Origin of the sequence: Lachnoanaerobaculum sp. OBRC5-5 (genome assembly GCF_000296385.1) — a bacterium.
Lineage (GTDB): Bacteria > Bacillota > Clostridia > Lachnospirales > Lachnospiraceae > Lachnoanaerobaculum.
Genome location: NZ_JH815185.1, coordinates 1,454,308 through 1,476,717 on the forward strand (window position 1 = coordinate 1,454,308; position 22,410 = coordinate 1,476,717).

At 35.6% G+C, this 22,410-nt stretch carries 25 protein-coding genes and 1 pseudogene; 3 read left to right on the forward strand and 23 right to left on the reverse strand.

Annotated features, from left to right (window positions below; genetic code table 11):
* Window position 1 precedes the first annotated feature (1 nt).
* The 14 genes from HMPREF1135_RS06885 to pyrF form a co-directional block, all read right to left on the reverse strand.
* Complete coding sequence (locus tag HMPREF1135_RS06885) at window positions 2-919, reverse strand: nucleotidyltransferase family protein (protein ID WP_007593485.1); 918 nt, start codon at window positions 917-919, stop codon at window positions 2-4.
* A gap of 25 nt (window positions 920-944) precedes the next feature.
* On the reverse strand, window positions 945-2,402 hold the full coding sequence (guaB, locus tag HMPREF1135_RS06890) for an IMP dehydrogenase (protein WP_007593486.1): 1,458 nt from the start codon (window positions 2,400-2,402) through the stop codon (window positions 945-947).
* A 102-nt stretch (window positions 2,403-2,504) separates the two neighbouring features.
* Window positions 2,505-3,779: a phosphoribosylamine--glycine ligase gene (purD, locus tag HMPREF1135_RS06895; protein ID WP_007593488.1), complete on the reverse strand. Its 1,275-nt coding sequence runs from the start codon at window positions 3,777-3,779 to the stop codon at window positions 2,505-2,507.
* The gene (gene purN / locus HMPREF1135_RS06900) at window positions 3,776-4,372 is read right to left on the reverse strand and encodes a phosphoribosylglycinamide formyltransferase (RefSeq protein ID WP_007593494.1); all 597 of its coding nucleotides are present in this window, start codon (window positions 4,370-4,372) and stop codon (window positions 3,776-3,778) included. Before purN ends, purD begins: the two co-directional genes overlap by 4 nt.
* A 10-nt stretch (window positions 4,373-4,382) precedes the next feature.
* The gene (gene purM / locus HMPREF1135_RS06905) at window positions 4,383-5,408 is read right to left on the reverse strand and encodes a phosphoribosylformylglycinamidine cyclo-ligase (protein ID WP_007593495.1); all 1,026 of its coding nucleotides are present in this window, start codon (window positions 5,406-5,408) and stop codon (window positions 4,383-4,385) included.
* A gap of 63 nt (window positions 5,409-5,471) precedes the next feature.
* Window positions 5,472-5,981, reverse strand: a complete 510-nt coding sequence (gene purE / locus HMPREF1135_RS06910) for a 5-(carboxyamino)imidazole ribonucleotide mutase (protein ID WP_007593497.1) — start codon at window positions 5,979-5,981, stop codon at window positions 5,472-5,474.
* 93 nt (window positions 5,982-6,074) lie between these two features.
* Entirely contained in the window at window positions 6,075-8,132 is a 2,058-nt protein-coding gene (locus tag HMPREF1135_RS06915) for an aminopeptidase (RefSeq protein ID WP_007593499.1), read from the reverse strand.
* A complete protein-coding gene (locus tag HMPREF1135_RS06920; protein ID WP_007593501.1) occupies window positions 8,096-8,521 on the reverse strand; it encodes a hypothetical protein in 426 nt (141 codons plus the stop codon). The genes HMPREF1135_RS06915 and HMPREF1135_RS06920 overlap by 37 nt, the downstream gene beginning before the upstream one ends.
* On the reverse strand, window positions 8,518-8,970 hold the full coding sequence (locus tag HMPREF1135_RS06925) for a VanZ family protein (RefSeq protein ID WP_007593503.1): 453 nt from the start codon (window positions 8,968-8,970) through the stop codon (window positions 8,518-8,520). Before HMPREF1135_RS06925 ends, HMPREF1135_RS06920 begins: the two co-directional genes overlap by 4 nt.
* A gap of 1 nt (window position 8,971) precedes the next feature.
* Entirely contained in the window at window positions 8,972-9,121 is a 150-nt protein-coding gene (locus HMPREF1135_RS14025) for a hypothetical protein (RefSeq protein WP_007593505.1), read from the reverse strand.
* Between the two features lie 17 nt (window positions 9,122-9,138).
* Window positions 9,139-9,810, reverse strand: a complete 672-nt coding sequence (gene pyrE, locus HMPREF1135_RS06935) for an orotate phosphoribosyltransferase (protein ID WP_007593507.1) — start codon at window positions 9,808-9,810, stop codon at window positions 9,139-9,141.
* A 19-nt stretch (window positions 9,811-9,829) separates the two neighbouring features.
* On the reverse strand, window positions 9,830-10,735 hold the full coding sequence (locus tag HMPREF1135_RS06940; protein ID WP_007593509.1) for a dihydroorotate dehydrogenase: 906 nt from the start codon (window positions 10,733-10,735) through the stop codon (window positions 9,830-9,832).
* The gene (locus HMPREF1135_RS06945; protein ID WP_007593510.1) at window positions 10,732-11,496 is read right to left on the reverse strand and encodes a dihydroorotate dehydrogenase electron transfer subunit; all 765 of its coding nucleotides are present in this window, start codon (window positions 11,494-11,496) and stop codon (window positions 10,732-10,734) included. The genes HMPREF1135_RS06940 and HMPREF1135_RS06945 overlap by 4 nt, the downstream gene beginning before the upstream one ends.
* Window positions 11,497-11,507: 11 nt before the next feature.
* The gene (gene pyrF, locus HMPREF1135_RS06950) at window positions 11,508-12,416 is read right to left on the reverse strand and encodes an orotidine-5'-phosphate decarboxylase (protein ID WP_007593511.1); all 909 of its coding nucleotides are present in this window, start codon (window positions 12,414-12,416) and stop codon (window positions 11,508-11,510) included.
* Window positions 12,417-12,511: 95 nt separating this feature from the next.
* Between pyrF and HMPREF1135_RS06955 the strand changes: the two genes are divergently transcribed.
* Together HMPREF1135_RS06955 and HMPREF1135_RS06960 are read left to right on the forward strand one after the other, a co-directional pair.
* On the forward strand, window positions 12,512-13,255 hold the full coding sequence (locus tag HMPREF1135_RS06955) for a GNAT family N-acetyltransferase (protein WP_007593512.1): 744 nt from the start codon (window positions 12,512-12,514) through the stop codon (window positions 13,253-13,255).
* A 109-nt stretch (window positions 13,256-13,364) separates the two neighbouring features.
* Window positions 13,365-14,153: a ZIP family metal transporter gene (locus HMPREF1135_RS06960; RefSeq protein WP_007593513.1), complete on the forward strand. Its 789-nt coding sequence runs from the start codon at window positions 13,365-13,367 to the stop codon at window positions 14,151-14,153.
* 82 nt (window positions 14,154-14,235) lie between these two features.
* On the opposite strand, the gene HMPREF1135_RS06965 is transcribed toward HMPREF1135_RS06960, so the two are convergent.
* The 3 genes and pseudogenes from HMPREF1135_RS06965 to HMPREF1135_RS06970 all read right to left on the reverse strand — a co-directional run bounded on the left by HMPREF1135_RS06965 (window position 14,236) and on the right by HMPREF1135_RS06970 (window position 15,154).
* Window positions 14,236-14,589: a DUF3796 domain-containing protein gene (locus HMPREF1135_RS06965; protein WP_007593515.1), complete on the reverse strand. Its 354-nt coding sequence runs from the start codon at window positions 14,587-14,589 to the stop codon at window positions 14,236-14,238.
* 111 nt (window positions 14,590-14,700) lie between these two features.
* Window positions 14,701-14,916, reverse strand: a pseudogene (locus HMPREF1135_RS13715) (ORF6N domain-containing protein); the annotation flags it as partial.
* A 22-nt stretch (window positions 14,917-14,938) separates the two neighbouring features.
* Window positions 14,939-15,154, reverse strand: a complete 216-nt coding sequence (locus tag HMPREF1135_RS06970) for a hypothetical protein (protein WP_007593516.1) — start codon at window positions 15,152-15,154, stop codon at window positions 14,939-14,941.
* A gap of 188 nt (window positions 15,155-15,342) precedes the next feature.
* Here HMPREF1135_RS06970 and HMPREF1135_RS06975 point away from each other — a divergent pair, with 188 nt between their 5' ends.
* Entirely contained in the window at window positions 15,343-15,912 is a 570-nt protein-coding gene (locus tag HMPREF1135_RS06975; protein ID WP_007593517.1) for a nitroreductase family protein, read from the forward strand.
* Between the two features lie 20 nt (window positions 15,913-15,932).
* Here HMPREF1135_RS06975 and HMPREF1135_RS06980 read toward each other — a convergent pair whose 3' ends face one another.
* From HMPREF1135_RS06980 to HMPREF1135_RS07005, 6 genes are all read right to left on the reverse strand, one after another.
* Window positions 15,933-16,547: a hypothetical protein gene (locus tag HMPREF1135_RS06980; protein WP_007593518.1), complete on the reverse strand. Its 615-nt coding sequence runs from the start codon at window positions 16,545-16,547 to the stop codon at window positions 15,933-15,935.
* Window positions 16,544-16,768 (reverse strand): hypothetical protein, encoded by a 225-nt coding sequence (locus HMPREF1135_RS14135; protein WP_242824844.1) that lies wholly within the window; start codon window positions 16,766-16,768, stop codon window positions 16,544-16,546. Before HMPREF1135_RS14135 ends, HMPREF1135_RS06980 begins: the two co-directional genes overlap by 4 nt.
* A gap of 123 nt (window positions 16,769-16,891) precedes the next feature.
* A complete protein-coding gene (locus HMPREF1135_RS06990) occupies window positions 16,892-18,223 on the reverse strand; it encodes an MATE family efflux transporter (RefSeq protein WP_007593519.1) in 1,332 nt (443 codons plus the stop codon).
* Window positions 18,223-19,233: a LacI family DNA-binding transcriptional regulator gene (locus HMPREF1135_RS06995; protein WP_007593520.1), complete on the reverse strand. Its 1,011-nt coding sequence runs from the start codon at window positions 19,231-19,233 to the stop codon at window positions 18,223-18,225. Before HMPREF1135_RS06995 ends, HMPREF1135_RS06990 begins: the two co-directional genes overlap by 1 nt.
* 508 nt (window positions 19,234-19,741) lie before the next feature.
* The gene (locus HMPREF1135_RS07000) at window positions 19,742-20,512 is read right to left on the reverse strand and encodes an ABC transporter ATP-binding protein (RefSeq protein ID WP_007593521.1); all 771 of its coding nucleotides are present in this window, start codon (window positions 20,510-20,512) and stop codon (window positions 19,742-19,744) included.
* Between the two features lie 9 nt (window positions 20,513-20,521).
* The gene (locus HMPREF1135_RS07005; protein WP_242824845.1) at window positions 20,522-22,300 is read right to left on the reverse strand and encodes an FtsX-like permease family protein; all 1,779 of its coding nucleotides are present in this window, start codon (window positions 22,298-22,300) and stop codon (window positions 20,522-20,524) included.
* Between the last annotated feature and the right edge of the window lie 110 nt (window positions 22,301-22,410).

The window sequence follows — 22,410 nt, forward strand, 5'->3', positions numbered from 1 at the left end:
CTTAATCAAAAATTTTCTCAGGGTAAACTCCCTTATCTACTAAGGCTCTTATTGAATTAACAACAATCTCCTTATCTTCCTTATATGTTACTCCGAACCACTTGTCATGGCTCTTTAATACTTCCACGCTGATTTTGTCTGACTTGATTGCTTCATCTATTACTGAAGGCAATAAGTACTCATTTTTCAACTCATTTGTCATGCTGCCAAGGAACTTCGGAAAACCGTCTTCCAAAATATCAAGAAATTCAGGTGTGAGTCCCCACATATTCATGGAAACAATATCATCAAGATTTACATCTCTTTTATTACCGTTTTCATCTACAGCATTTAATACCCCGTCTTTTACTTCAATCTCAAAGGTCTCTGTCACATCGGCGAGCTTATTGTTTGCATCGACCTTACATACTCCTCTTGTAACTCCGCCATTGTCTGAGAGAGTATTCTTAAGTACAAAGCCTGCCATACACAGATCGAGCTTTTTGCTGTTTTTGTCCATCTTATTTGCCATGTAGTCATATATTACTTTAAAGCCTTCTTTTCCGTAATAATCATCCGCATTTATTACTACAAAAGGTTCATTTACAATGCCTTTTACAGAAAGCAACGCCTGACCTGTTCCCCATGGCTTGCTTCTTTCTTTCGGACATTCAAATCCTTCCGGCAAATCGTTAAGATCCTGAAAAGCATAATCCACATCTATATATTTCTTTACTCTGTCCCCGATGATTTCTTTAAAATCTTTCTCCAAATCATGACGGATTATAAATACAACTTTATTAAATCCTGCTTCCTTCGCATCATATATGGAATAATCCATAATAATCTCACCGTTTGGCCCTACCGGTGCCAATTGCTTTATGCCTCCGCCAAATCTTGAGCCGATACCGGCCGCCATAACCACTAATGTTGCATTCATCTTGTATCCCCCTTATGTTTATTTTTTAGTTATCTTCCGATGAATAATTCGGTGCTTCTTTTGTTATATGGATATCATGAGGATGACTCTCTTTTAAGGATGCGGCACTTATTTTTATAAATTCCGAAGTTTCCTGAAGAGTCTTTATATCCTTCGCTCCACAATATCCCATACCCGATCTGAGTCCTCCAAGCAGCTGGAATACGGTATCTTCCACAAGTCCCTTATATGCCACTCTTCCTTCTACTCCCTCAGGTACAAGTTTTTTAGCATCTGTCTGGAAATATCTGTCCTTACTGCCTTTTTCCATAGCCGCAAGAGATCCCATACCACGATAAACTTTATATTTTCTACCCTGATATAATTCAAAGTCTCCCGGTGATTCATCACATCCCGCAAAAAGCGAACCCATCATACATACATTTCCGCCTGCCGCCAATGCCTTTGTAATATCACCTGAAAATTTGATTCCTCCATCTGCAATTATAGGTATATTATACTCTTTTGCCACAGCATAGCAATTCATTATTGCACTGATTTGCGGTACACCTATACCTGCAACAACTCTTGTGGTACAGATGGACCCGGGTCCTATGCCGACCTTTACACAGTCCGCCCCTGCTTCAATAAGTGTTTTTGTAGCCTCACCTGTTGCCACATTTCCGGCTATAACAGGTAAATCCGGATATTTTTCCTTAATTGCCTTTATACAGTCAATTACGTTTTTGGAATGTCCATGTGCCGAATCAAGTACCACAACATCCACCTTTGCATTTACAAGAGCTTCACATCTTTCAAGTACATTTCCTGTAATTCCAAGTGCGGCTCCGCAAAGCAGTCTTCCTTGAGAATCCTTGGCTGAATTAGGATACTTTATCTGCTTTTCTATATCTTTTATTGTAATCAGCCCTTTGAGATTACCGTCCTTATCCACTATAGGAAGCTTCTCTACACGGGCATGTGCCAGTATTTTCTTGGCCTCATCCAAAGTAGTACCTTCAAGCGCCGTAACCAGATTATCTTTTGTCATACACTCGGATATTTTCTTTGTATAATCCTCCTCAAATTTTAAATCTCTGTTTGTAATAATACCTACAAGCTTTTTCCCTTCCGTTATCGGAACCCCTGAGATTCTATACTTTGCCATCAGCTCATTGGCATCTGAAAGTGTATGCTTTGGTGAAAGATAGAAAGGATCTGTAATAACTCCGTTTTCCGATCTCTTTACCTTATCAACTTCCTGTGCCTGCTCTTCAATACTCATATTTTTATGAATAATTCCGATTCCGCCCTGTCTGGCCATAGCTATAGCCATTCTATGTTCTGTAACAGTATCCATTCCTGCACTCATCAAAGGAATATTTAATTTAATATTCTTTGTTAAATATGTAGAAATATCAATTTGATTTCCTATAACTTCTGAATATGCCGGTTGCAATAGTACATCATCAAATGTGATGCCTTCACCTATGATCCTTGCCATGGTTTTTCTCCTTTTTTGCCGGATACACATTGAACGCCTCTGCGATTCAATGCAGTTTCTATTACTTTTTTCTCATTAGTCTAACAAATACAAACTACCGTGTCAATCGTTGTCAAGTATACTTATACCGATATCATTTCTCATATACTTGTTTTCAAAATCCACAAGTTTTGTTGCTTCATAAACCTTTTTTCTTGCATCTTTTAGCGTGGATGCCTTGGCGGTAATTCCAAGGACTCTGCCTCCGTTTGTAACTATATCAGCTCCGTCCCTTTTTGTACCTGCATGGAAGCAGTATAAATCGTCTCTATCCTTAAAATTTTCAAATCCGCTTATCTTCTTTCCCTTTTCATACTCAAGCGGATAGCCTTCACTTGCCAGTACAACACAAACTGCGGCATTGTTCTCAAATTTAAGCTCGATTTTATCCAAAGTTCCGTCAATACAGGCTTCAAAAACATCTATGATATCATTTTCCATTCTAGGAAGTACTACCTGAGTTTCAGGGTCTCCGAATCTTGCATTGTACTCAAGTACCTTTACCCCTTTATCTGTAAGCATCAGTCCATAGAAAATTATACCTTTAAACTCTCTGCCCTCGGCTCTCATAGCATCCACAGTTTTTTGATAAATATGTTCCTTACAATACTTATCTATTTCTTCAGTATAAAAGGGACTTGGACTGAAAGTTCCCATACCTCCGGTATTAAGTCCCTCATCACCGTCCTTGGCTCTTTTATGATCCTGTGCCGAAGTCATAAGTGCATAGTGCTTTCCGTCAACAAAAGACAGTACGCTGACTTCTCTTCCCTCTAAGAATTCTTCTATAACGATGGTATTTCCTGCATCTCCAAAGGATTTTTTGGTCATCAGCTCCTCTATTCCCGATATCGCCTCACTCTTATCCTTACAAATCAACACACCCTTTCCTAGTGCCAAGCCGTCAGCCTTAAGTACTATAGGGTATTTGACATTTTCAAGATACTTCATGGCCTCTTTCGGGTCACTGAAGTTTTCATATCCGGCTGTAGGAATATCATACTTTTTCATAAGGTCTTTTGAGAAAGCCTTTGACCCCTCCAGTATTGCGGCATTCTTTCTCGGTCCGAATACTCTAAGTCCTTCGGCTTCAAAGCAATCCACTATACCTTTTACAAGAGGATCATCCATTCCGATAATCGTTAAATCTATTTTTTCTTTCTTTGCAAAGTCTGTCAGAGCTTTAAAATCCATAACCGATATTGCTACATTTGTTGCAATATCTTCCGTACCTGCATTACCCGGAGCCACATAAATTTCGGGGTTCCTTTTGCTCTCGGATAATTTCTTAACTATGGCATGCTCTCTGCCGCCTCCACCTACTACTAAAATCTTCATAAGCTCTCTCCATTTGCAATTTTTTCAATAGCTTCAGGTAAAATAATCCATTCAGCCTCTTCCATCACCCTCTTCTGTAATGACTTTGCATCATCTTTCGGGTGAACATCCACGGCCTTTTGAATTATTATCCTGCCGGTATCTATTCCGGCATCTACAAAATGTACTGTGGCTCCCGTTACCTTAACCCCTCTTTTTAATGCGGCTTCATGAACTTTCAATCCATAGTAGCCTTTACCGCAAAAACTAGGAATCAAGGAAGGATGAATATTTATTATCTTATTTTCAAAAGCTTTTACTATATCCTCCGATATATTTACCAAAAAGCCTGCCAGTACTATCAAATCCGGATTAAGCATTTTCAGTTCATCAAGTAATGCCTTATCAAACTCATCTCTGTTTGAAAAGTTTTTAGGTGATATACATTTTGCATCTATTCCTGCATTTTTTGCTCTCTCCAAGGCATATGCATCACCGTTATTTGATATAACGGCTTTTATTCTTACATTTTTTATCCGTTTTTCTTCTATTTCTTTTATAATTGCGGCAAGATTGGTTCCGCCTCCCGAAACCAGACATACAATATCAAACATAGTTGCTCCTTTATATAAGCTCTATTCCCTTTGTTCCTTTTTCTATGTATCCGATTTCATATGCCGACTCTCCTGAAGACTTCAGTGCTTCAAGCGTTTTTGATACATCAGACTTATCAACCGCTATCACCATTCCGAGTCCCATATTGAAGGTATTGTACATCATCTCTTCTTTGATATCACCTGTCTTTGCCATAAGTTTGAATATAGCCGGTATTTCATAGGAGTCTTTTCTTACCACAGCTTTAGTATCTTCAATAAGCATTCTCGGAATGTTTTCATAGAATCCTCCACCTGTAATATGTGAGCAGGCTTTTATCTTTATGTTTTTATCTCTTACAGCTTTAAGTGCCTTCACATATATTTTTGTAGGTGCCAAAAGTGCTTCTCCCAAAGTTTTCCCAAGTTCATCATAATAGGTATCCAAGGCTTCCTTTGTCATATCAAAAACTTTTCTTACCAAAGAAAATCCGTTTGAATGTACACCGCTTGAAGCAATACCTATCAAAATATCTCCTGCCTTTAAATCTTTTCCGTCAATAAGATCGCATTTGTCGGAAACACCCACACAAAAGCCTGCCAAATCGTATTCATCTACAGGATAAAATCCCGGCATTTCTGCAGTTTCACCACCTATAAGTGCTGCTCCCGACTGTATACATCCGTCCGCCACACCTTTTACAATAGTTGCTATTTTTTCGGGATCGTTTTTTCCACAGGCTATATAATCAAGGAAAAACAGCGGTTCACCGCCTGCACAGGCCACATCATTCACACACATAGCTACACAGTCAATACCTATACTGTCATGTTTATCCGTTAAAAAGGCCAGTTTAAGCTTTGTTCCCACTCCGTCAGTTCCGGATAAAAGAACAGGTTCTTGCATATTCTTTATCTTACTTAAAGAAAACGCTCCTGAAAAACCTCCAAGTCCTCCAAGGACTTCCGGTCTCATAGTAGCCTTTACATGCTGCTTCATCAACTCAACCGCCTTATAACCTGCTTCAATATCCACGCCGGCACTCTTGTAATCCATATTACCTCCAATATACAAAACAAAAACAACTATACAAAGAAGAAAGAACTGAAATTATAGGAATCAGCCTTTCAAAAAAGTATCAACTCCCACATCTTTTAATCTTTTATCCTTGGCTTCCACCTCTTTAGCCATGCTGTCGCTGAATTTTTCAAGTTTATCAAAAAGCTCTTCATTACTTAAGGCAAGTATCTTTGTTGCAAGTATTCCCGCATTTTTTGCTCCGTTTATCGCTACGGTTGCTACGGGGATTCCTCCCGGCATTTGGACTATAGAGTATAGTGAATCCACACCGCCAAGATCCGAAGTCTTTATCGGTACACCTATTACAGGAAGCGGAGTGAGTGCCGCACACATTCCCGGAAGATGCGCCGCCTTTCCCGCACCTGCTATTACAGTCTTTATTCCCCTTTTCTTTAAATCTCTTGCCCATGCAAAGAAAATATCTGGCTCTCTGTGTGCTGAAATGATATTATATTCATATTCCACACCCATTTCTTTTAGGAAATCTCCGGCGGCTCTCATAACATTCAAATCCGAATCGCTTCCCATAACTATAGCAACCTCAACCATACTTACCTCCATTGTGAAAAATAATATTATTGTATAACCAACCATAGGCTTTGTTTTACAAAATAATTTGTAAAACAAAGCCTATGGATTTCTTTATTCGTTCAATATTTCACTGCCCTCAAGCACAAATCTGCCGTCTTTGATAATATAAGTATTTGTACCGTCAGGTTCATTTGTATAGATATCCCCAAGCTCAACCAAAGGGATTGTAATGTCTGTGTGACAATTAAAATATGCGCTCTTGATATCTGTCTTTCTCTTTATAGAGCATTCATTATCTCTGGCAATAATAGCCTTGCCGTCAGGATTGTAAGAAACATTTTCTTCATCATGTGAATAGCATGTATCTCCGAATGCAAAATGAGGACCCATTTTTTCAGCAATCAAAATAGGCATTTTTTCAAAAATGTCATACTTCTTTGCCACATTATAAGCCACCACATTTGTACCTATGGCAAACTCTCCCATAGGTAAAGACTTATGTCCCTTTAAGATGGAGTCTTCAACCATTCTTCTGTTGTCATCTCTTGTCTCAAAGTTCTCACAGATATAATCCTCTATCATACCGTTTTTTACGGTTATGCAAAGATTCTTTAAATGATATCCTGCCAAAAAAACATCCTTAACAAAAAGTGTACCGTTTGTTCCTTCAAGTACAGGTGATGTAAACACTTCACCGACAGGAATATTTACATCCGCTCCACAGTTTTCAAAATTAGTTTCCTTGGAAGGATCATTTAACTCATGAAGCTTTATAGTAAGATCCGTCTTATTATCCTTACCTCCGATGACTCTTACAGTATCGGCCTTATCAAGGGCATCTATAATCTTTTGCTGCGCTTCTTTATATTTGCCGGCATCCAAAGTATTTATTCTGATAATATCATCAAATATATTTGAATAAACCTCCGGCTCCTTTGCAATACTTGGAAGAGGCCATGCAATAATACAGAATGCGGTACCTGAAGTATCTATATACTCATCCTGTAAAAGCATCATATCATTTCTGTAATTGTTCATCAAATTATTCTGCTTTTCAACAAATGAATTTGCAGAAGTTTTCTTTACAGGCAAAAATTCAGTGTCACCGAATGCATCCATCAATGCAGGACCACCGTAGCGAGCCATATTTTCCTTTATTTCTTCAAATGTCTGCTTGCTTATCTCATATTTTCTGTCAAGATATGCCTTCTTTGTAAAGATATTCATATCATACTTGTGGTCGTACTCAAACTGTCTGTTTACACCGCCACTGCAGATGCCTCGATTTCTGATATGTGACATATCGGCAAGTCTGTAAGGCTTTCTGTCAAGCACAACCTCAAAGCCCATATCTTCAAAGAGTATAACGGCTTCTTTTACGATTCTCTCAAATCCGATGCGATATATCAAAGATACAATACTCCTCTTTGATATATCCTTTTGCATTGCAATAAAACCGTCCCTATATCCGTCCACAAAAGTTTTTGCACACAGTCTGACAGTATCCGTATCAAGCGAATTAAGGTATTTTGCGGTTTTTATCTCATTCTCACCGATGTATTCTCCGAATTTAAAAAGATATCTAAGATCGGACAGATCATCATTCATAATTATGTTATAAAAAAATCTATTGGAAGTAGTGAAGCTTTCTATTATCTTTTTTCTGGCTGTAATATCAAGATAGTCTGAAGCGTACCAATAAACAGCCTCAGAGACTTCCTTGGCATCTCCTCCCTCAAGGCATATACCGTATACCTGTAAAAACAGTTCCAAAATATTGACAAATCCTTCAAGGTCTCCCTCAAATACTGTTATAAGTGCAGCTCTTACCTCAAAAGCAAGGCTTAAAAGCGGTGACACAAACTCCTTGTCACAAAGCTTCTCCAATACATCCGGATTGTATACGGATGTATCATAGTTTTCCTCTTTTAAATCATAAAAAAGTTCATTTTGAGATATGTTAAGTTCTTCAAAACTTTGCTTTTCAAACTCTCCCGTATCTCTTTTTATTCTCAAATCATTTACCTGTTCCAAAAAGCTTGAGAGTTTCAAGAAAAATTCACCAAATCTGATATCTTTCTCAGATTTTATCTGAGAAATTCTCTCCATTGCCAAATTTATTCTCTCTACTATCAGCCTGCTATCCCAAGAATAAATATCATAAACCATAGTAAAAATAAAACTCCTCCAATTATTGCAGTAATCACCGAAAGTGATTTCCTGGCCGTTCCCTGTTTAAAAGATTTCAGCGAATAATAAAATCCCGCCGCCGCAAACAGAAATGAACAAAGTGCAAAAGCCGATACCTGGGTACTTGGTGCACCCTGATTTTCTATCACTTTTCTTACTGCAAAAACAAGCAGTACCACGGCAACTATATCCATAAACAATGCAAATTTTGCATCCTTTGCAAAAGGTCGTCTCATATAGTCGACCATATCTTTTCTACTTGTAGCAAACTTGACCTTGTCCTCTGCCGATAAAAATATGTCGGAGTCCAAAATATTTTCTTCTCTTCTAAAAGGAATTCCTATTCTCTTTTTTTTAAAAAAACTCATTCCCGTCTCCATATGATAAGTTTAAACAGAATAAAAATAATATATCCCAGAAAGACTCCCAATGTATTAAGTATAATATCGTCCACATCAAAGCTTCCGACATTGGTCAAAAGCTGTATAACTTCCACCATAAGTGAAAACAGACAGCCCTGAATCAAAGTCCTGAAAAACGCATTTTTTCTTCTGCCGATTATCGGTCTGAAAAATCCGAAGGGCATGAAAGCGAGTACATTGCCCCCCAGATTCATCACCGTTATCATACCAAGTTTATCAAAATTATCAATATATCTTCTTATCTCAAAGAAAGGTGTGGTATTGTAACCATGTGCTTCAAAAGATATTCCTCTTCCAAATGCCTCTGCAAAAAAGAGAAAATAGCATAATACCAAAAGATATATTATAAAAAAAATCATCCCTATGAATCTAAACTTAGTGCCAAGTCTATTCATATTAAAACTCTATATGTTTCTTTCCTGCCAGCAGTCTTGCTCCGTTTACAATGGACATAACACCTGTAGCAACACCTACAACTATCATTATCACACCGATAGCAATCCCTGCTCCACCACAGAATTTCATAAGTTTATATGTCTTTTCCATCTTTCCTCCGCCGGATTTTATTTTACTCCGTAAATCTTGTAGTAGTCATCTATGGCGGCCTTCAATTTATCATCTATGATAATTCTTCCGCCCACTTCTTTATTATAAAGATACTCTACAACTTCATTCATTGTAACGATGGCTGTAGTCTTTATACCGTATTTTTCACTTATCTCCACAAGTGCGGACTTCTCACCCTGTCCTCTTTCACATCTGTCCACACTTACTACAAGACCGAGCACATCTACATTTCCCTGTGCCTTTATAATAGGCAAAGTCTCCTCAATAGATGTTCCCGCTGTGGTCACATCCTCGATTATAACGATCTTATCCCCGTCTTTAATAGGTGAACCGAGTAAAATGCCTGTATCTCCATGATCTTTTACTTCTTTTCTGTTTGAACAGTATTTTACATCCACTCCCTCTTCGCCAAGTGCCATTGATGTTGCAACACTGAGAGGAATACCCTTGTATGCAGGTCCGAAAAGAATATCGAAATCATCACCGAAAGCACTTCTTATAGCCTTTGCGTAATACTTTCCGAGCTTACTAAGCTGTGCTCCGCTTCTGTAAAATCCCGTATTAACAAAGAACGGAGTCTTTCTTCCGCTCTTTGTCACAAAATCACCGAACTTTAAAACTTCACATTCTATCATAAAATCAATAAATTCTTTTTTATAGTTTTCCATAAATTCTCCGTTCAAAGGTTTATTTTACCAAACCTATAATCTCGTTTACATCTTTAAATCCGTTATTTTCAAGATATTTCTCAATACCTTCAGCTATCTCAATACTTGCATTGGGATTTATAAAATTTGCGGTTCCAACACTTACCATTGTGGCACCTGCAAGCATAAATTCTATGGCATCCTCAAAAGTAGATATACCTCCCATACCTATTATAGGTATCTTAACAGCATTTGCCACCTGATATACCATTCTGAGAGCAATCGGCTTAATGGCAGGTCCTGACATTCCGCCTGTCCTATTTGCTATTGCAAAGCATCTCTTATTTATATCTATCTTCATACCGGTGATTGTATTTATAAGTGAAAGCGCATCGCTTCCTGCAGCCTCGGCGGCCCTTGCAATCTCAGTTATATCTGTAACATTCGGTGAAAGCTTCATGATAATAGGCTTCTTTGAATGGGCCTTCATCTGCTTTGTGATCTCACTTACACTCTCAATATTTGTACCGAAAGCAATTCCACCATGTGATACATTAGGACAGGATATATTGATTTCAAACATATCCACATCCTCATCCGAGAGTCTTTCAACGGTTTCAATATAGTCCTCAACACTTCTTCCGCAGACATTTACTATTATCTTTGTATCCTTTTCTTTAAGGAATTTCAAATCTCTTTCAATAAATGTATCAACTCCCGGGTTTTGAAGTCCGATAGCATTTAACATACCGCCATAGACTTCCGCAATTCTCGGTGTAGGATTTCCCTCCCATGGGATATTTGCAACACCCTTTGTAGTCACCGCACCGAGTCTGTTGATATCCACAAGGTCTGCAAACTCTTCACCATGTCCGAAGGTTCCGCTGGCAACCGTCACAGGATTTTTAAACTCCACTCCTGCAATCTTTACTTTTGTATTTATCATAGTTCCACCTCCGAAGCATTAAATACCGGCCCTTCAGTACAAACTCTTTTATTTTTTACCTTGGAGTGGCTGTCAATATCACTTGACTTACATGTACAAGCAAGACATGCACCTATTCCGCATGCCATCTTCTCTTCCAATGAAAGGAAACACTCGATATTGTTTTCATCCGCATAATTCTTTATAGCTCTAAGCATCGGAGTAGGTCCGCAGGCAAGAATCCTTTTAGCACTCAAGTTATTTTCTCTTATTGCATCAAGTACATTACCCTTTGTGCCTATACTTCCGTCTTCACTGGCAATATATACTTTTCCGTAGCTTTCAAGTTCATTTGCAAGGAAAGTATCACTGTCTCTAAATCCCAGTACAATTATCTTCTCACCCTCTGTCTGCTTTGCAGTTTCAAGCATAGGAGGTATTCCTATACCTCCTCCTATAAGGATAGTAGACTTGGAATCTGTAGGAAAGCCGTTTCCAAGAGGCCCCAAAACTTTGATATCATCTCCGGTTTTTAAGTTTGAAAATTCCTTTGTTCCGGCATTTTCACCTGTAACTCTGTACACAAGCCTTATAGAGTCTTTTCCTACCTCACATATACTTATAGGTCTTGGTAAAAGCTTTGAAGGGTCCTTTGTATATACATTTACAAATTGTCCCGGCTTTGTGGTCTTTGCTATATCTGTCTTTATCCAAATCGAATAAATATCTTTACTCAGTTCGTCCTGGGAAAGTACCTTCCCATTATCCATTATCTTTGTCATTTCACTTCTCTTTATAAAACTCTGTTTATATCTGTTATCATATCCTTTACGGCCGCTCTTGCCGCATCACCAAACTCAAGCGAAGCATATTTTTCCTGCTTATATGCGGCTATGATTCCTCTTGAAGAGTTTACTACCGCACCAAGCCCGTCTTTATTAAAGCATGGCTTTAAATCCTCGGCTGTTCCACCCTGTGCACCGTATCCCGGAACAAGGAAGAATGTATTCGGCATCTTTTCTCTAAGTATTGCACTCATCTTAGGATATGTTGCACCCACAACGGCGCCTACATTTGAATAATTTCCGTCCATGCTCATAGCACCCCATTCACAGGTCTTCTTTGCTACAAGTTCATAAAGAGGTGTTCCGTCTATCAGCTGATCCTGGAATTCACCGCTTGAAGGATTTGAAGTCTTTACAAGTACAAATATACCTTTATTCTCACTGTTACATACATCTATAAAAGGCTTCACACCGTCTGTACCGAGATATGGATTTACAGTTACAAAATCCGTATCAAATCCTACTATTTTTTCGCCCAATACATCACTTACTCCGATATGTGCCTTTGCATAAGCAAGTGAAGTTGAACCTATATCTCCTCTTTTTGCATCACCGATAACAAGTAAGCCCTTTTTCTTAGCATACTCGACACTTTTTTGGTAAGCAATCATTCCCTCTATACCGAACTCCTCATACATAGCTATCTGAGGTTTTACTGAAGGAATAAGATCATAGGTCTTGTCAATTATCTCTTTGTTGAACTCAAAGAAAGCTTCTCCTATAGCCTTTGTAGTTTTTCCGTATTTCTTTATCTTCTCATCTAGTATATAATCCGGTATATGCGAAATAAGCGGATCTAAACCTACACATATAGGGGCATTTGTTTGCTTGATTTTTTCAATAAGTTTTGCAATCATATTTTCTCCTAAGAGCCCTTTGGGCATAATTATGTTTTTAAAAGTATAACACATATACCCGTATTATTTCAATAAATGAGAGGCTGGAGATTGCCATGAATATAATAAAAACGAGAGATTTATCAGAAAATATGATAAATCAAATAAATTCCATAGTTGAGGCCCAGGATAAGGAGTATCACCTTCCGCTTTATTTTGATTTCAGTGATGAAAGATGTATATATTATCTCTGTTATGAAAGCGAAAATCTTATGTCTGTTTCGGCTTTATTTGAAATAGATAATAATATTTATGAGATAATAGCTTTTACAGATGTAGATAACAGAAAAAAAGGTTATTTCAAAGCTGTTTTAGACTACCTTTATGATGATTTAAAGGCCGGTACAGAGCTTTCTTTTATATGCGAAAGAAACTATTCACCTGCACTTGAATGTGCAAAAAAGCTTTCATTTGACTATGAATGTACTGAAACTATGATGGAGCTTGACTTATCCACATATTCCTGCAATGAGATATCCGATATCGACATTTGTGAGGAAGATGATGACATTTTTTTTATTTATTATAAGGATGAAGAAATAGGATCATTCTGCTTTTATACTTTTAACTTTGATGTTGGTGATATATATTTCCACAGTTTTAGTATATATGAGGAGTTCCAAAATAAAGGGCTTGGAAAACTTTCTATGAGGGCAATCCTTTTATTTTTAAATAATATAGGAAAAACAAAGATTCATTTGCAGCTGCTTTTGGAAAATACTCCTGCTTATAAAATATATACAGACTTGGGATTTAACATATCAAGTGAGATAAGCTATTACAAAAAATTTATACAGTAATACATTCTTCAGGTTTATATATTGCCATTTGTATTTATAAATGTTATCATATGTATATATTAATAGTGCACAATCAAATTTATATAAATCTAATATAGGAGGTGTATTTATGTTATATGAAGCAATACAAGGAATTTTTATTCCTTTTATAGGTACATCATTAGGTGCGGCCGGTGTACTTTTTATGAAAAACGGACTGCGCAGAAGTGTCCAAAGAGCACTGACAGGCTTTGCTGCAGGTGTTATGGTGGCCGCATCAGTCTGGAGTCTTATAATACCGGCTATTGAACAGATGGAAGAATCCGGTGCAGGCAGGCTCAGCTTTCTTCCGGCATTTGTAGGCTTTTGGCTCGGAACTTTATTCTTGCTGAGTCTTGACCATATAATTCCTCATTTACATATGTATGCGAATGAAGCTGAAGGTAGAAAAAGCAAACTTGCAAGAACAACTATGATGGTACTTGCAGTAACTCTTCACAACATACCTGAGGGAATGGCAGTCGGTATAGTTTATGCAGGATTTTTAAACGGAACTATAGGTATATCTGCAGGAGCCGCTCTTGCGCTCTCTCTGGGTATTGCAATTCAAAATTTCCCTGAGGGTGCAATAATATCCATGCCCCTTCATGCTGAAGGAGAGAGCAAAATGAAAGCACTGTTCTACGGTATTCTCTCAGGTGCGGTAGAACCTATTGCAGCTTTTATAATGCTTGGAGCATCAAAGATTTTTATCCCTGTAATGCCATATCTTCTAAGCTTTGCAGCAGGAGCTATGATGTATGTTGTAGTAGAGGAACTTATCCCTGAAATGAGTGAAGGAGAACATTCAAATATAGGAGTTATATTATTTGCCTTCGGATTTACAGTGATGATGGCACTGGATGTGGCTCTGAGCTAAAAACAATGAAACACCGGACATGCCGGTGTTTTTTATTGTATAAGTACAAACTCAATAAACACTAAATCGACTTCAACTACATTCAACTTTTTTCAATAATAGTATTCACTATTAGGGCTATAGCAAAAGCTACGTTGATTAAAATAGTCATAGCCGAGTATTTATCATGGATATATCCACTGTTAGTTATAAGTATATTGGCTGTAAATATAACGGCCAAAATACCGCTGTATAAAGTATGTCTTTTGTCATCTTTATTCTTAATACTCTGCGTATCATTCACAAAAAAAAATGAAAAAAAACCATAAAAACAAAAAAAATGAAAAAATACTACATTATCAAATACAAATCCTAAAAATCCTAAAAAACCTAACAATCCCAAGAATCCTAAAAATTTTTTAAATCTGTATATTTTTTTATTCTCCAAATTTTCCATCAAAGTCCTCCCTCATTAAATTACATGTTTTCTAATATAAGTATAAGCTTTATATGTTCAGATAAATGAACTTATCAATTTTACGCATGTTAGCTTGTTATACATTTCTTAATTTTCTACAATGTAGTCTTTTATTTGTTTAAAAGTACGAACTAAAGCTCTACTTTGCCTTACTGCAAGGTCACCCTTTAATACAGTCATAAGCATATAAATCCCCTGTTCAGTAAAGGCATAAGGATTGTACTTAATATTACTCCATCGTCTGGCGCCTCTGTTCAAGGTGAAATTTTTGCACCTTGAAAGTTCCTCAACTTCTTGAGTTGTCAGTTAAAACATAAAATCTTCGCCTTCATTTATTATCCTTATTTTCATAATAATTTATAACGGCAATTATTGCAGATACGCCAAACCATATTCCAAAAACATAAACCGCACTTTTTCCCAGCCTATAAAGGTTTAATCCCTTATATATCCACATATCCATAGGAATAACAATTATAACAAAAGAAATGATATAGATAAGTGTATTTATAAGAAACCTTCTATGCCTTTTTATAAACTCCATACTTCCCTCCTTTATTCCATGCAAACAACATATATGGTAACAACTATATTGTATCACAAACCGAAAATAAAAACCCGGTTTTATATATTAAAAGTATCTTACTTTAAAATAATAAAAAAATAGACTATAATAATCAGACATTCCATATTGCATACATATTTATTATATAGGAATAGATTGGAGATTTTATGAAACTTATAGATAATTTAAAACAAAGAAGGACTTACTATAATCTAAACAAAACACTTCCGGTATCAAAGTCCGAAGTTAAAAAGGTCATTGAAGAGATTACCGAACTGGTACCTGATGCCTTTAATATGAAGAGTGCTCGTGTACTTGTAGTTATGGATAAGAAACAGGATGAGCTTTGGGATAGAATATTTGATACTTTTGAGGGCAAGGTTCCTCGTGAAAAAATCGACGGATTTAAGGCTGCAGCAGGTACAATACTTTATTTTTATGATGAAGAAGTTGTGAGAGCACTGCAAGAAAAGTTCCCTACATATGCAGATAACTTTCCTATTTGGGCAAATCAAGCAAATGGAATGCTGCAAATAAATATCTGGACAGGTCTTAGAGAGCTTGGAATCGGTGCAAACTTACAGCACTATAATCCTGTAATTGACAGCCTTGTGCAAGAAATGTTTGAAGTTCCCAAGTCATGGAAGTTAATTGCACAAATGCCTTTTGGAGGAATCGTAGCAGAACCGGATCCTAAGGAAAAAGAAAATATCTCTAATAGGGTAAGATTTGTTTAAAACCAAATGAAACTTTACATTTATAAAATATAATTGTTGTATGAGCCATATCCGGCATCTGCCACAGAATATTTGGGATAGAATCCATAAGTTTGTTTGAAGTGATCCATCAAAGGAACGAAACAATCCATATACGAACGATAATGGTTCACGTCAACAACTGCAATATATTCATCTGCTACACCAATCTGTACATTATATGCCGGCAGAAGCTGATCATTGCCCATGTAATCCTTTTTGATACGCATAAAGGTAGCTGAGTTATCTGTTTTAGAGTAACTGTTTCGGTCAGGACCACAGATTTCAATTTTTTGTATGTATTCTTGAAGTTTCTTACAGAAAGTAGTCAAGTGTTCATAATGGCGCTGTTCTTTGGATTTTCGCTTTCCGCTTCCGTAAACAAATGTACTTGTATCCGGTTCCCATAAAAGTACCGGCTGCTCAACGATTTCATTCATATAATCCGGTACATACTTTGTGTTTGTTGTGATCTGCCCCCCTCTCCATGCGATTTCTGCATTAATTTCCTCAATCTCCGCAGTGATTTTTTCGTAAAGCTTGTAACGAAACTTTTCCGTAGCCTTCTTACATACCCTTCTTCCATACCCTGGTATACTTGTTTGCGTTTGCTTCAAACCATAAATCCGAAAAGTACTGTTTTTAACATGTTGACCGGATTATATCTGAATCGTCCGGTTGTGTACTTCGGAATATCCGTCAGATACTTGTTTAAATCGATTCCTCCCATCAATCTGTCAAATGTTAAAACAGGATCCGGCAGATCCAAACAATCTGAAAGAAACAGTGGTAAATATCCTTGTTTTGAATTACAATAATTAGTGTGTAAATTTTTCATTGCAAGTTAATTTTACCACAAATATAGGACCTTTCGAATGATCAAATGGTCCTATTTCTTTTAGGGACTTATTTCACAGCCCCACTGATTACTAAACTCATCAATTGTATATAATAGATATCTTTATGATAAACTTATCATCCATGTGCGTTTCTTAAAAATAACAAGTGATACAACAAGTCTAAATATCTCTTCTGTAGTAAGCAATGTATATACACCCACAATTCCCCATTTAAATATGTATGCTGCAAGCGTACAAAGAGGAATTCCTATACACCATGTTCCTATAATGTCAATAATCATTATAATTTTTGTGTTTCCTCCACTTCTTATAATGCCTCCTCCAAGGATCATATTTTCAACCTTTACCGGAGCATATAGGGCAAATATTACAAGAAGAATTTTCCCAAGCTCTTTTACATTATAATCCACCTGATAAAATCCTGTATAGACTCCTGCCAACAATATAAGAATTGATGATATAAAGACTGCACCTATTAACCCCGCAATCATAATTTTCCCTGATTCCCTATATGCCTCCTCATACTCTTTCTTTCCAAGCCTCTTTCCGACCATAACACCTGCCGCAGCCGACAAACCGCTTAAAGCACCCATAACCAGTCCCTGAATCGGAGCCGTAAGCATATATGCTGCAAGATTTGCCGTATCAAGATGCCCATACACTCCGGTTTCCACATTCTGCCCCAGACTCCAGAGAAACTCACTTACAAGAATAGGTATAACCATTATAAAATAATCCGGTATGCTGATCCTTTTAAAATGTAATGACAATATCGGCTTATCCCCATCTTTTTTAATACAAATAATAAATCCGATAAGAATAAATATAAGGTTAAATAACTGAGAAACAAGGGTTGCAATTGCCGCACCTTTTATTCCCATAGGTAAAAATCCGGCTTTCCCAAATATAAGTATATAATTAAGTCCTGTATTTATACCTACAGCTAACAGGCTTGCTAAAAACGGTATGACAGCATGCTCCTTACAGCGCAGCCATGTGGATAAAATGATACTGATTGCCATCGGAATATATGAAAATGCTACAATGCGAAAATACACGGCACCCATATTTATAATACCTGCATCCTTTGTATACAGCCCAAGAATATGTGTCGGAAAAACTCCTGATGCAAACAAAAATAATGCAGATATTATCACTGCACAGACCATGCTTATATCAAAGCTGCTCCATGCTTCTTTCATATCCTTTGCTCCGATAAACTGTGCTATTAATATTCCTGCAACAGTTCCCACCGTACCTGTTACCACATGAAAAATTAAAGAAAAATTGCCATACAGTCCAACTGCCGATATATTTATTTCCCCCAGCTGACCGATCATTATCTGGTCAATAATTGAAAATGATGCCTGCAACATACTCTGCAATGTAACAGGAACAGCTATTTTACATAATGATTTACTAAACTCTGACATTATAATTCCCTTGTACTTTCTCTTTTTATAAGTTTCACCGGAAGAACTATTCTTGTATCATATTCCTTCCCGTCACGCATATCTTCAATACATTTGATTGCAGCCTTTGCCCTTAAATATGCGTCCTGATGAATTGTAGTCAATGCCGGAACGCTTTCCCTGCTTGCCATACTGTCATCCATCCCGATTATTTGCAAATTTTTCGGAATCCGAATACCTCTAGCCTGTAAAAATTGCATAAAGTCCAGTGCATAATAATCAGATACTGCAAAAACTCCCGTAATATCAAGCTTTGAAAGTTCCAAAAACTTATCCTTATAAAATTGTACTCTCCCTTTCTTTGTATTAGGTATTTTCCAGATTACAGTTTCACCGGGTTCAAAGGCTTTGCAAAATCCATCAATACGCTCCTTGTCCATACATATATAATTATCTGAAATACATAATGCTTTTTTATGTCCAAGCTTCTTAAAATATTCCCCTGCCTTATAACCTCCATCATAATGATCAATCACAAGATTAACAAATTTTGAGCATTTATCAAAATAGCCATCATATACAACAAAAGATATCCTCATCTGATTTCGCAGTCTTTCATAATTCTCTTCACAAAATCCCATCAGAATCAGCCCGTCCATATTCCACATTGAAGCAAACACTATTACTTCATTGATATCTGTCGTTGTTTTTATCATAAGGAAATATCCTTTTTTATTTACCTCGTGAGAAAGTGCGTTTAATGACGACATTACAAATCCGTCCTCTAAAACTCTGCCCTCATATTTGGGATGGTCATTGACTACCACTCCGATAATTCTTGAATTATTTCTTGCAAGCAAAATTCCTGCCATATTAGGAATATATCCGGTCTTTTCAAGCTCCTGTTGAACCCTTTTTACCGTTTCATCCGAAATCTTACCGGTTTTACCATGGATCACATTTGAAACTGTCGCTGTACTAAGCCCCAGCGCATCTGCAACATCAACAATCCTAACTCTGTTTTGTGCCATATAATCCCTTCTTTTCCCATTATTATCCGGTGTGTTGTGATGTTAGCCTTATTACTACTTTGCTAATGTATTGTATAATAAAGAGGTTTGCTCTACCATTTCTGATTTTAATTAAATATCAATGATACATTACACCGGTGCATCATTTCTACATTGCCCAAAAGGATATATTCCCCTTTCAGTAAATTCATTGTACAATAGGAATTTAACTTTCACAACGGTTAAACGCATAACCTATCACAAAATTTATATCTTATTTTTGTAATTTTTTTAGTATATTGATGGGAATTTTTATTGCACTTTATATTTCAACTTTTATTCAACTTATATAAATAAAAATAGGCTATAAAAACTTTACTGTGTTTTTATAGCCCCTTCAAAGTATAAATAATTAACTAACCTAGATAATCTGATATCTCAACTAATTTTTCACTGTAAATCTATTTCATCAAATTTAACTACATCCCCGGCTTATTCATCACCAAAGTAATATTAAATTACAATATCATCAATAGTCCATTATCTCTACAATTCTCTGTATAAAATTTTTTTTATCTTCTCCATTTTCTTTTTCAATTTGTTTTACTATAGCCCCATCTTTCATTAATAACACTTTTTTACTATAACTTGCTATTGTCGGATCATGTGTTACCATTAAAATAGTACGATTTTCTTCTAAGTTTAATCTTTCAAAATATTTTATTACAATTTCAGAATTAATACTATCTAAATTCCCGGTAGGTTCATCTGCTAATATTATCTTAGGTTCGTTTATAATTGCCCTACATATTGCAGTTCTTTGTTTTTCACCACCTGATACTTCTGTTGGATATTTGTCTAAAATTTTCTCAATCTCAAACCTTTTTGCATTTTCTAATATTAATGATTCAATCTCTCTATATGGCTTATTACTTATATATAAAGGTAATAGAATATTCTCTTTTAAAGTCAGACTATCTACCAGATAAAATTCTTGAAACACAAATCCCACTATTTTTTGTCTAACATCCGATAATATTTCATCAGAACAACTACTTAAATTAATATCTCCAACAATTGCTCTTCCGGTAGTTGCCTCTTCAATCCCTCCAAGTATTTTTAATAAAGTAGTTTTTCCACAACCTGATTTTCCCATAATGCTAATAAAGTCCCCATGATATACCTCTAAACTGACACCATTTAAGACTTGATTTAAATTAACAGATATTTTTTCCTTTTTCTTCTTATCTTCCTTATTATATATTTTGGTTAAATCAACAGCCTTTATAACTTCGTTCATATATCCCACCTATCCTAATCGCCTTAAAATATAAGAAATAAATTGTTTTTTAAGTATTTTATAGTAAATATATTCCAATGTTAAATATCCAACTATAAATATTGCAAAAAAAGTGCAAATCTGAATTCTCTCCTCTACCATATTGACACCAACACCGGATAGTATATAAAGATACATCATGGATAATATACATGCTAATATCACAGGAATCATAAAAGGCAATTGAAGTTCTCTTGTGGCAGTATTAGCAATAGTCTTCTTGTTCATGCCCATAATATAATACGCCTTGTATTTTTCCGACAAATAATCTATCTGGCTAAATGTATTTATATAGATTGCACTATTCTTAAAGATAGTGAGTACAATGGCTACCAATACAAAGACAATAAGCATACAAAGTATTACATTTCTATTTATTTCTACATATTTATCCTTTTCATATATTCTTACTTTCATTTCATCTTGTTGTTCGTAATCATTCAGTACTTGTTTAATACGATTTTGATCTCCATGCTCTTTTGCATTTACAAATATAATATGTTTATTCTGTCCATATCTGCTGATATCCTCATAGTCTCTGTGATTCATCAAAAACATATATTCATTTCCATAGTTTTCAAATACTCCAAATATATTTTCCCAATATCTGCTTTTAATACTATAGTCAAATTGTTGTCCATTTATAGTGTAAATCGATATAAAACTCTCTCCATTTAACGCCTCAAAATCTTCCTCCAATCTCAAATCAATCCCTATTATCTCTCCACTCTTTAGAGTCCAATTTTTATTGCGAAAGGTATTATAGCGTTCAATATCTACACATCTTATATCCCCTATATTTTGGTTATTTTTTATTTCCGAAACCTCCAGTGCAGATATATCCATAGGAATTTTTGAATTTTTCAGGCTTTCAATCAAGGTATTTGGCACAGAATAGCTCTCTATAACAAAGTCATTTGGGTACATCATTTGATAGCTTTCTACTGTATTTGCATATATGGCATTATAAATATTTACTCCTATGAAAACAAGTAGGATTATTCCACTTAATAATGAAAAATATATAATCTTATTAAATTTATTGAATCTAAAGACAAAATTATTTATAAATAAAAAATTTTTATAATATAACTTTGTTTCTCCTCTTAATAATTGTAGTATAGGAAATGCCATAGATACAAAAATAAAATATAGCCCTATAGAAATTAACAATATGGAATAAAATGTTCGTAAAATTACACCTCCTTGTTGAATTAAAATAACATACAAAGAAAGTATCGACAAAATAATTCCAAATACAAATCTATACCAGCCTTTTTTAGCTAATGTATCTGCTCTTTGTTCCTCTATAAGCAAATCATTTAATTTCATTTTTCTTATCTTAATATAAATACAAAGAGCAGATATAAAATATAAAGCAAAATATATCATATAAATGAAAATATAGCTTTTTATTGGATATATAACCATCGGAAATTCATATAAAAACACTTTTTTAAAAAGGTATATACTTCCATGGTAAAAAGACGCCCCAATCATGCTCCCCAAAATCATGGATACAATATATGTGGCAAGAAGTTCAATTATTATACATTTGAATAAATTTGATTTTTTCTGTCCTAAAATAATAAAAATAGCATAATCTCTGCTTTTCTTTTTTGTGTAGTTTAAAAATGTATAAATAATAAAGCATAACGAAATAAACAGGAACACATAAGAAATCCATTTGAGTGTGCTAATCTCATTGTTCATAATTTTAATATTTTCTATTTTTACAACTTCTCTCATAGCATTCAAATAACTTGATATAATGATATATCCTGCTACTGCTATCACCGAACTTACCAAATAGAATATATAATCTTTATACTTTGATTTCATATTTTTTAATATTAATG

Bases quoted from the DNA above. Each gene is read 5' to 3' on its own strand.
- purN (WP_007593494.1), bottom strand. From the start codon at position 4,372: ATGTTTGATATTGTATGTCTGGTTTCGGGAGGCGGAACCAATCTTGCC.
- pyrF (WP_007593511.1), bottom strand. From the start codon at position 12,416: ATGATTGCAAAACTTATTGAAAAAATCAAGCAAACAAATGCCCCTATA.
- purE (WP_007593497.1), bottom strand. From the start codon at position 5,981: ATGGTTGAGGTTGCTATAGTTATGGGAAGCGATTCGGATTTGAATGTT.
- HMPREF1135_RS06975 (WP_007593517.1), top strand. From the start codon at position 15,343: ATGAAACTTATAGATAATTTAAAACAAAGAAGGACTTACTATAATCTA.
- guaB (WP_007593486.1), bottom strand. From the start codon at position 2,402: ATGGCAAGGATCATAGGTGAAGGCATCACATTTGATGATGTACTATTG.
- HMPREF1135_RS06885 (WP_007593485.1), bottom strand. From the start codon at position 919: ATGAATGCAACATTAGTGGTTATGGCGGCCGGTATCGGCTCAAGATTT.
- HMPREF1135_RS06915 (WP_007593499.1), bottom strand. From the start codon at position 8,132: ATGGTTTATGATATTTATTCTTGGGATAGCAGGCTGATAGTAGAGAGA.
- pyrE (WP_007593507.1), bottom strand. From the start codon at position 9,810: ATGGAAAACTATAAAAAAGAATTTATTGATTTTATGATAGAATGTGAA.
- purD (WP_007593488.1), bottom strand. From the start codon at position 3,779: ATGAAGATTTTAGTAGTAGGTGGAGGCGGCAGAGAGCATGCCATAGTT.
- HMPREF1135_RS06945 (WP_007593510.1), bottom strand. From the start codon at position 11,496: ATGACAAAGATAATGGATAATGGGAAGGTACTTTCCCAGGACGAACTG.
- purM (WP_007593495.1), bottom strand. From the start codon at position 5,408: ATGGATTACAAGAGTGCCGGCGTGGATATTGAAGCAGGTTATAAGGCG.
- HMPREF1135_RS06955 (WP_007593512.1), top strand. From the start codon at position 12,512: ATGAATATAATAAAAACGAGAGATTTATCAGAAAATATGATAAATCAA.
- HMPREF1135_RS06990 (WP_007593519.1), bottom strand. From the start codon at position 18,223: ATGTCAGAGTTTAGTAAATCATTATGTAAAATAGCTGTTCCTGTTACA.
- HMPREF1135_RS06995 (WP_007593520.1), bottom strand. From the start codon at position 19,233: ATGGCACAAAACAGAGTTAGGATTGTTGATGTTGCAGATGCGCTGGGG.
- HMPREF1135_RS06925 (WP_007593503.1), bottom strand. From the start codon at position 8,970: ATGAATAGACTTGGCACTAAGTTTAGATTCATAGGGATGATTTTTTTT.
- HMPREF1135_RS06970 (WP_007593516.1), bottom strand. From the start codon at position 15,154: ATGGAGTTTATAAAAAGGCATAGAAGGTTTCTTATAAATACACTTATC.
- HMPREF1135_RS14135 (WP_242824844.1), bottom strand. From the start codon at position 16,768: ATGAAAAATTTACACACTAATTATTGTAATTCAAAACAAGGATATTTA.
- HMPREF1135_RS06965 (WP_007593515.1), bottom strand. From the start codon at position 14,589: ATGGAAAATTTGGAGAATAAAAAAATATACAGATTTAAAAAATTTTTA.
- HMPREF1135_RS06960 (WP_007593513.1), top strand. From the start codon at position 13,365: ATGTTATATGAAGCAATACAAGGAATTTTTATTCCTTTTATAGGTACA.
- HMPREF1135_RS14025 (WP_007593505.1), bottom strand. From the start codon at position 9,121: ATGGAAAAGACATATAAACTTATGAAATTCTGTGGTGGAGCAGGGATT.
- HMPREF1135_RS07000 (WP_007593521.1), bottom strand. From the start codon at position 20,512: ATGAACGAAGTTATAAAGGCTGTTGATTTAACCAAAATATATAATAAG.
- HMPREF1135_RS06940 (WP_007593509.1), bottom strand. From the start codon at position 10,735: ATGATAAATACAAAAGTAAAGATTGCAGGAGTGGAGTTTAAAAATCCT.
- HMPREF1135_RS06920 (WP_007593501.1), bottom strand. From the start codon at position 8,521: ATGAGTTTTTTTAAAAAAAAGAGAATAGGAATTCCTTTTAGAAGAGAA.
- HMPREF1135_RS07005 (WP_242824845.1), bottom strand. From the start codon at position 22,300: ATGAGAGAAGTTGTAAAAATAGAAAATATTAAAATTATGAACAATGAG.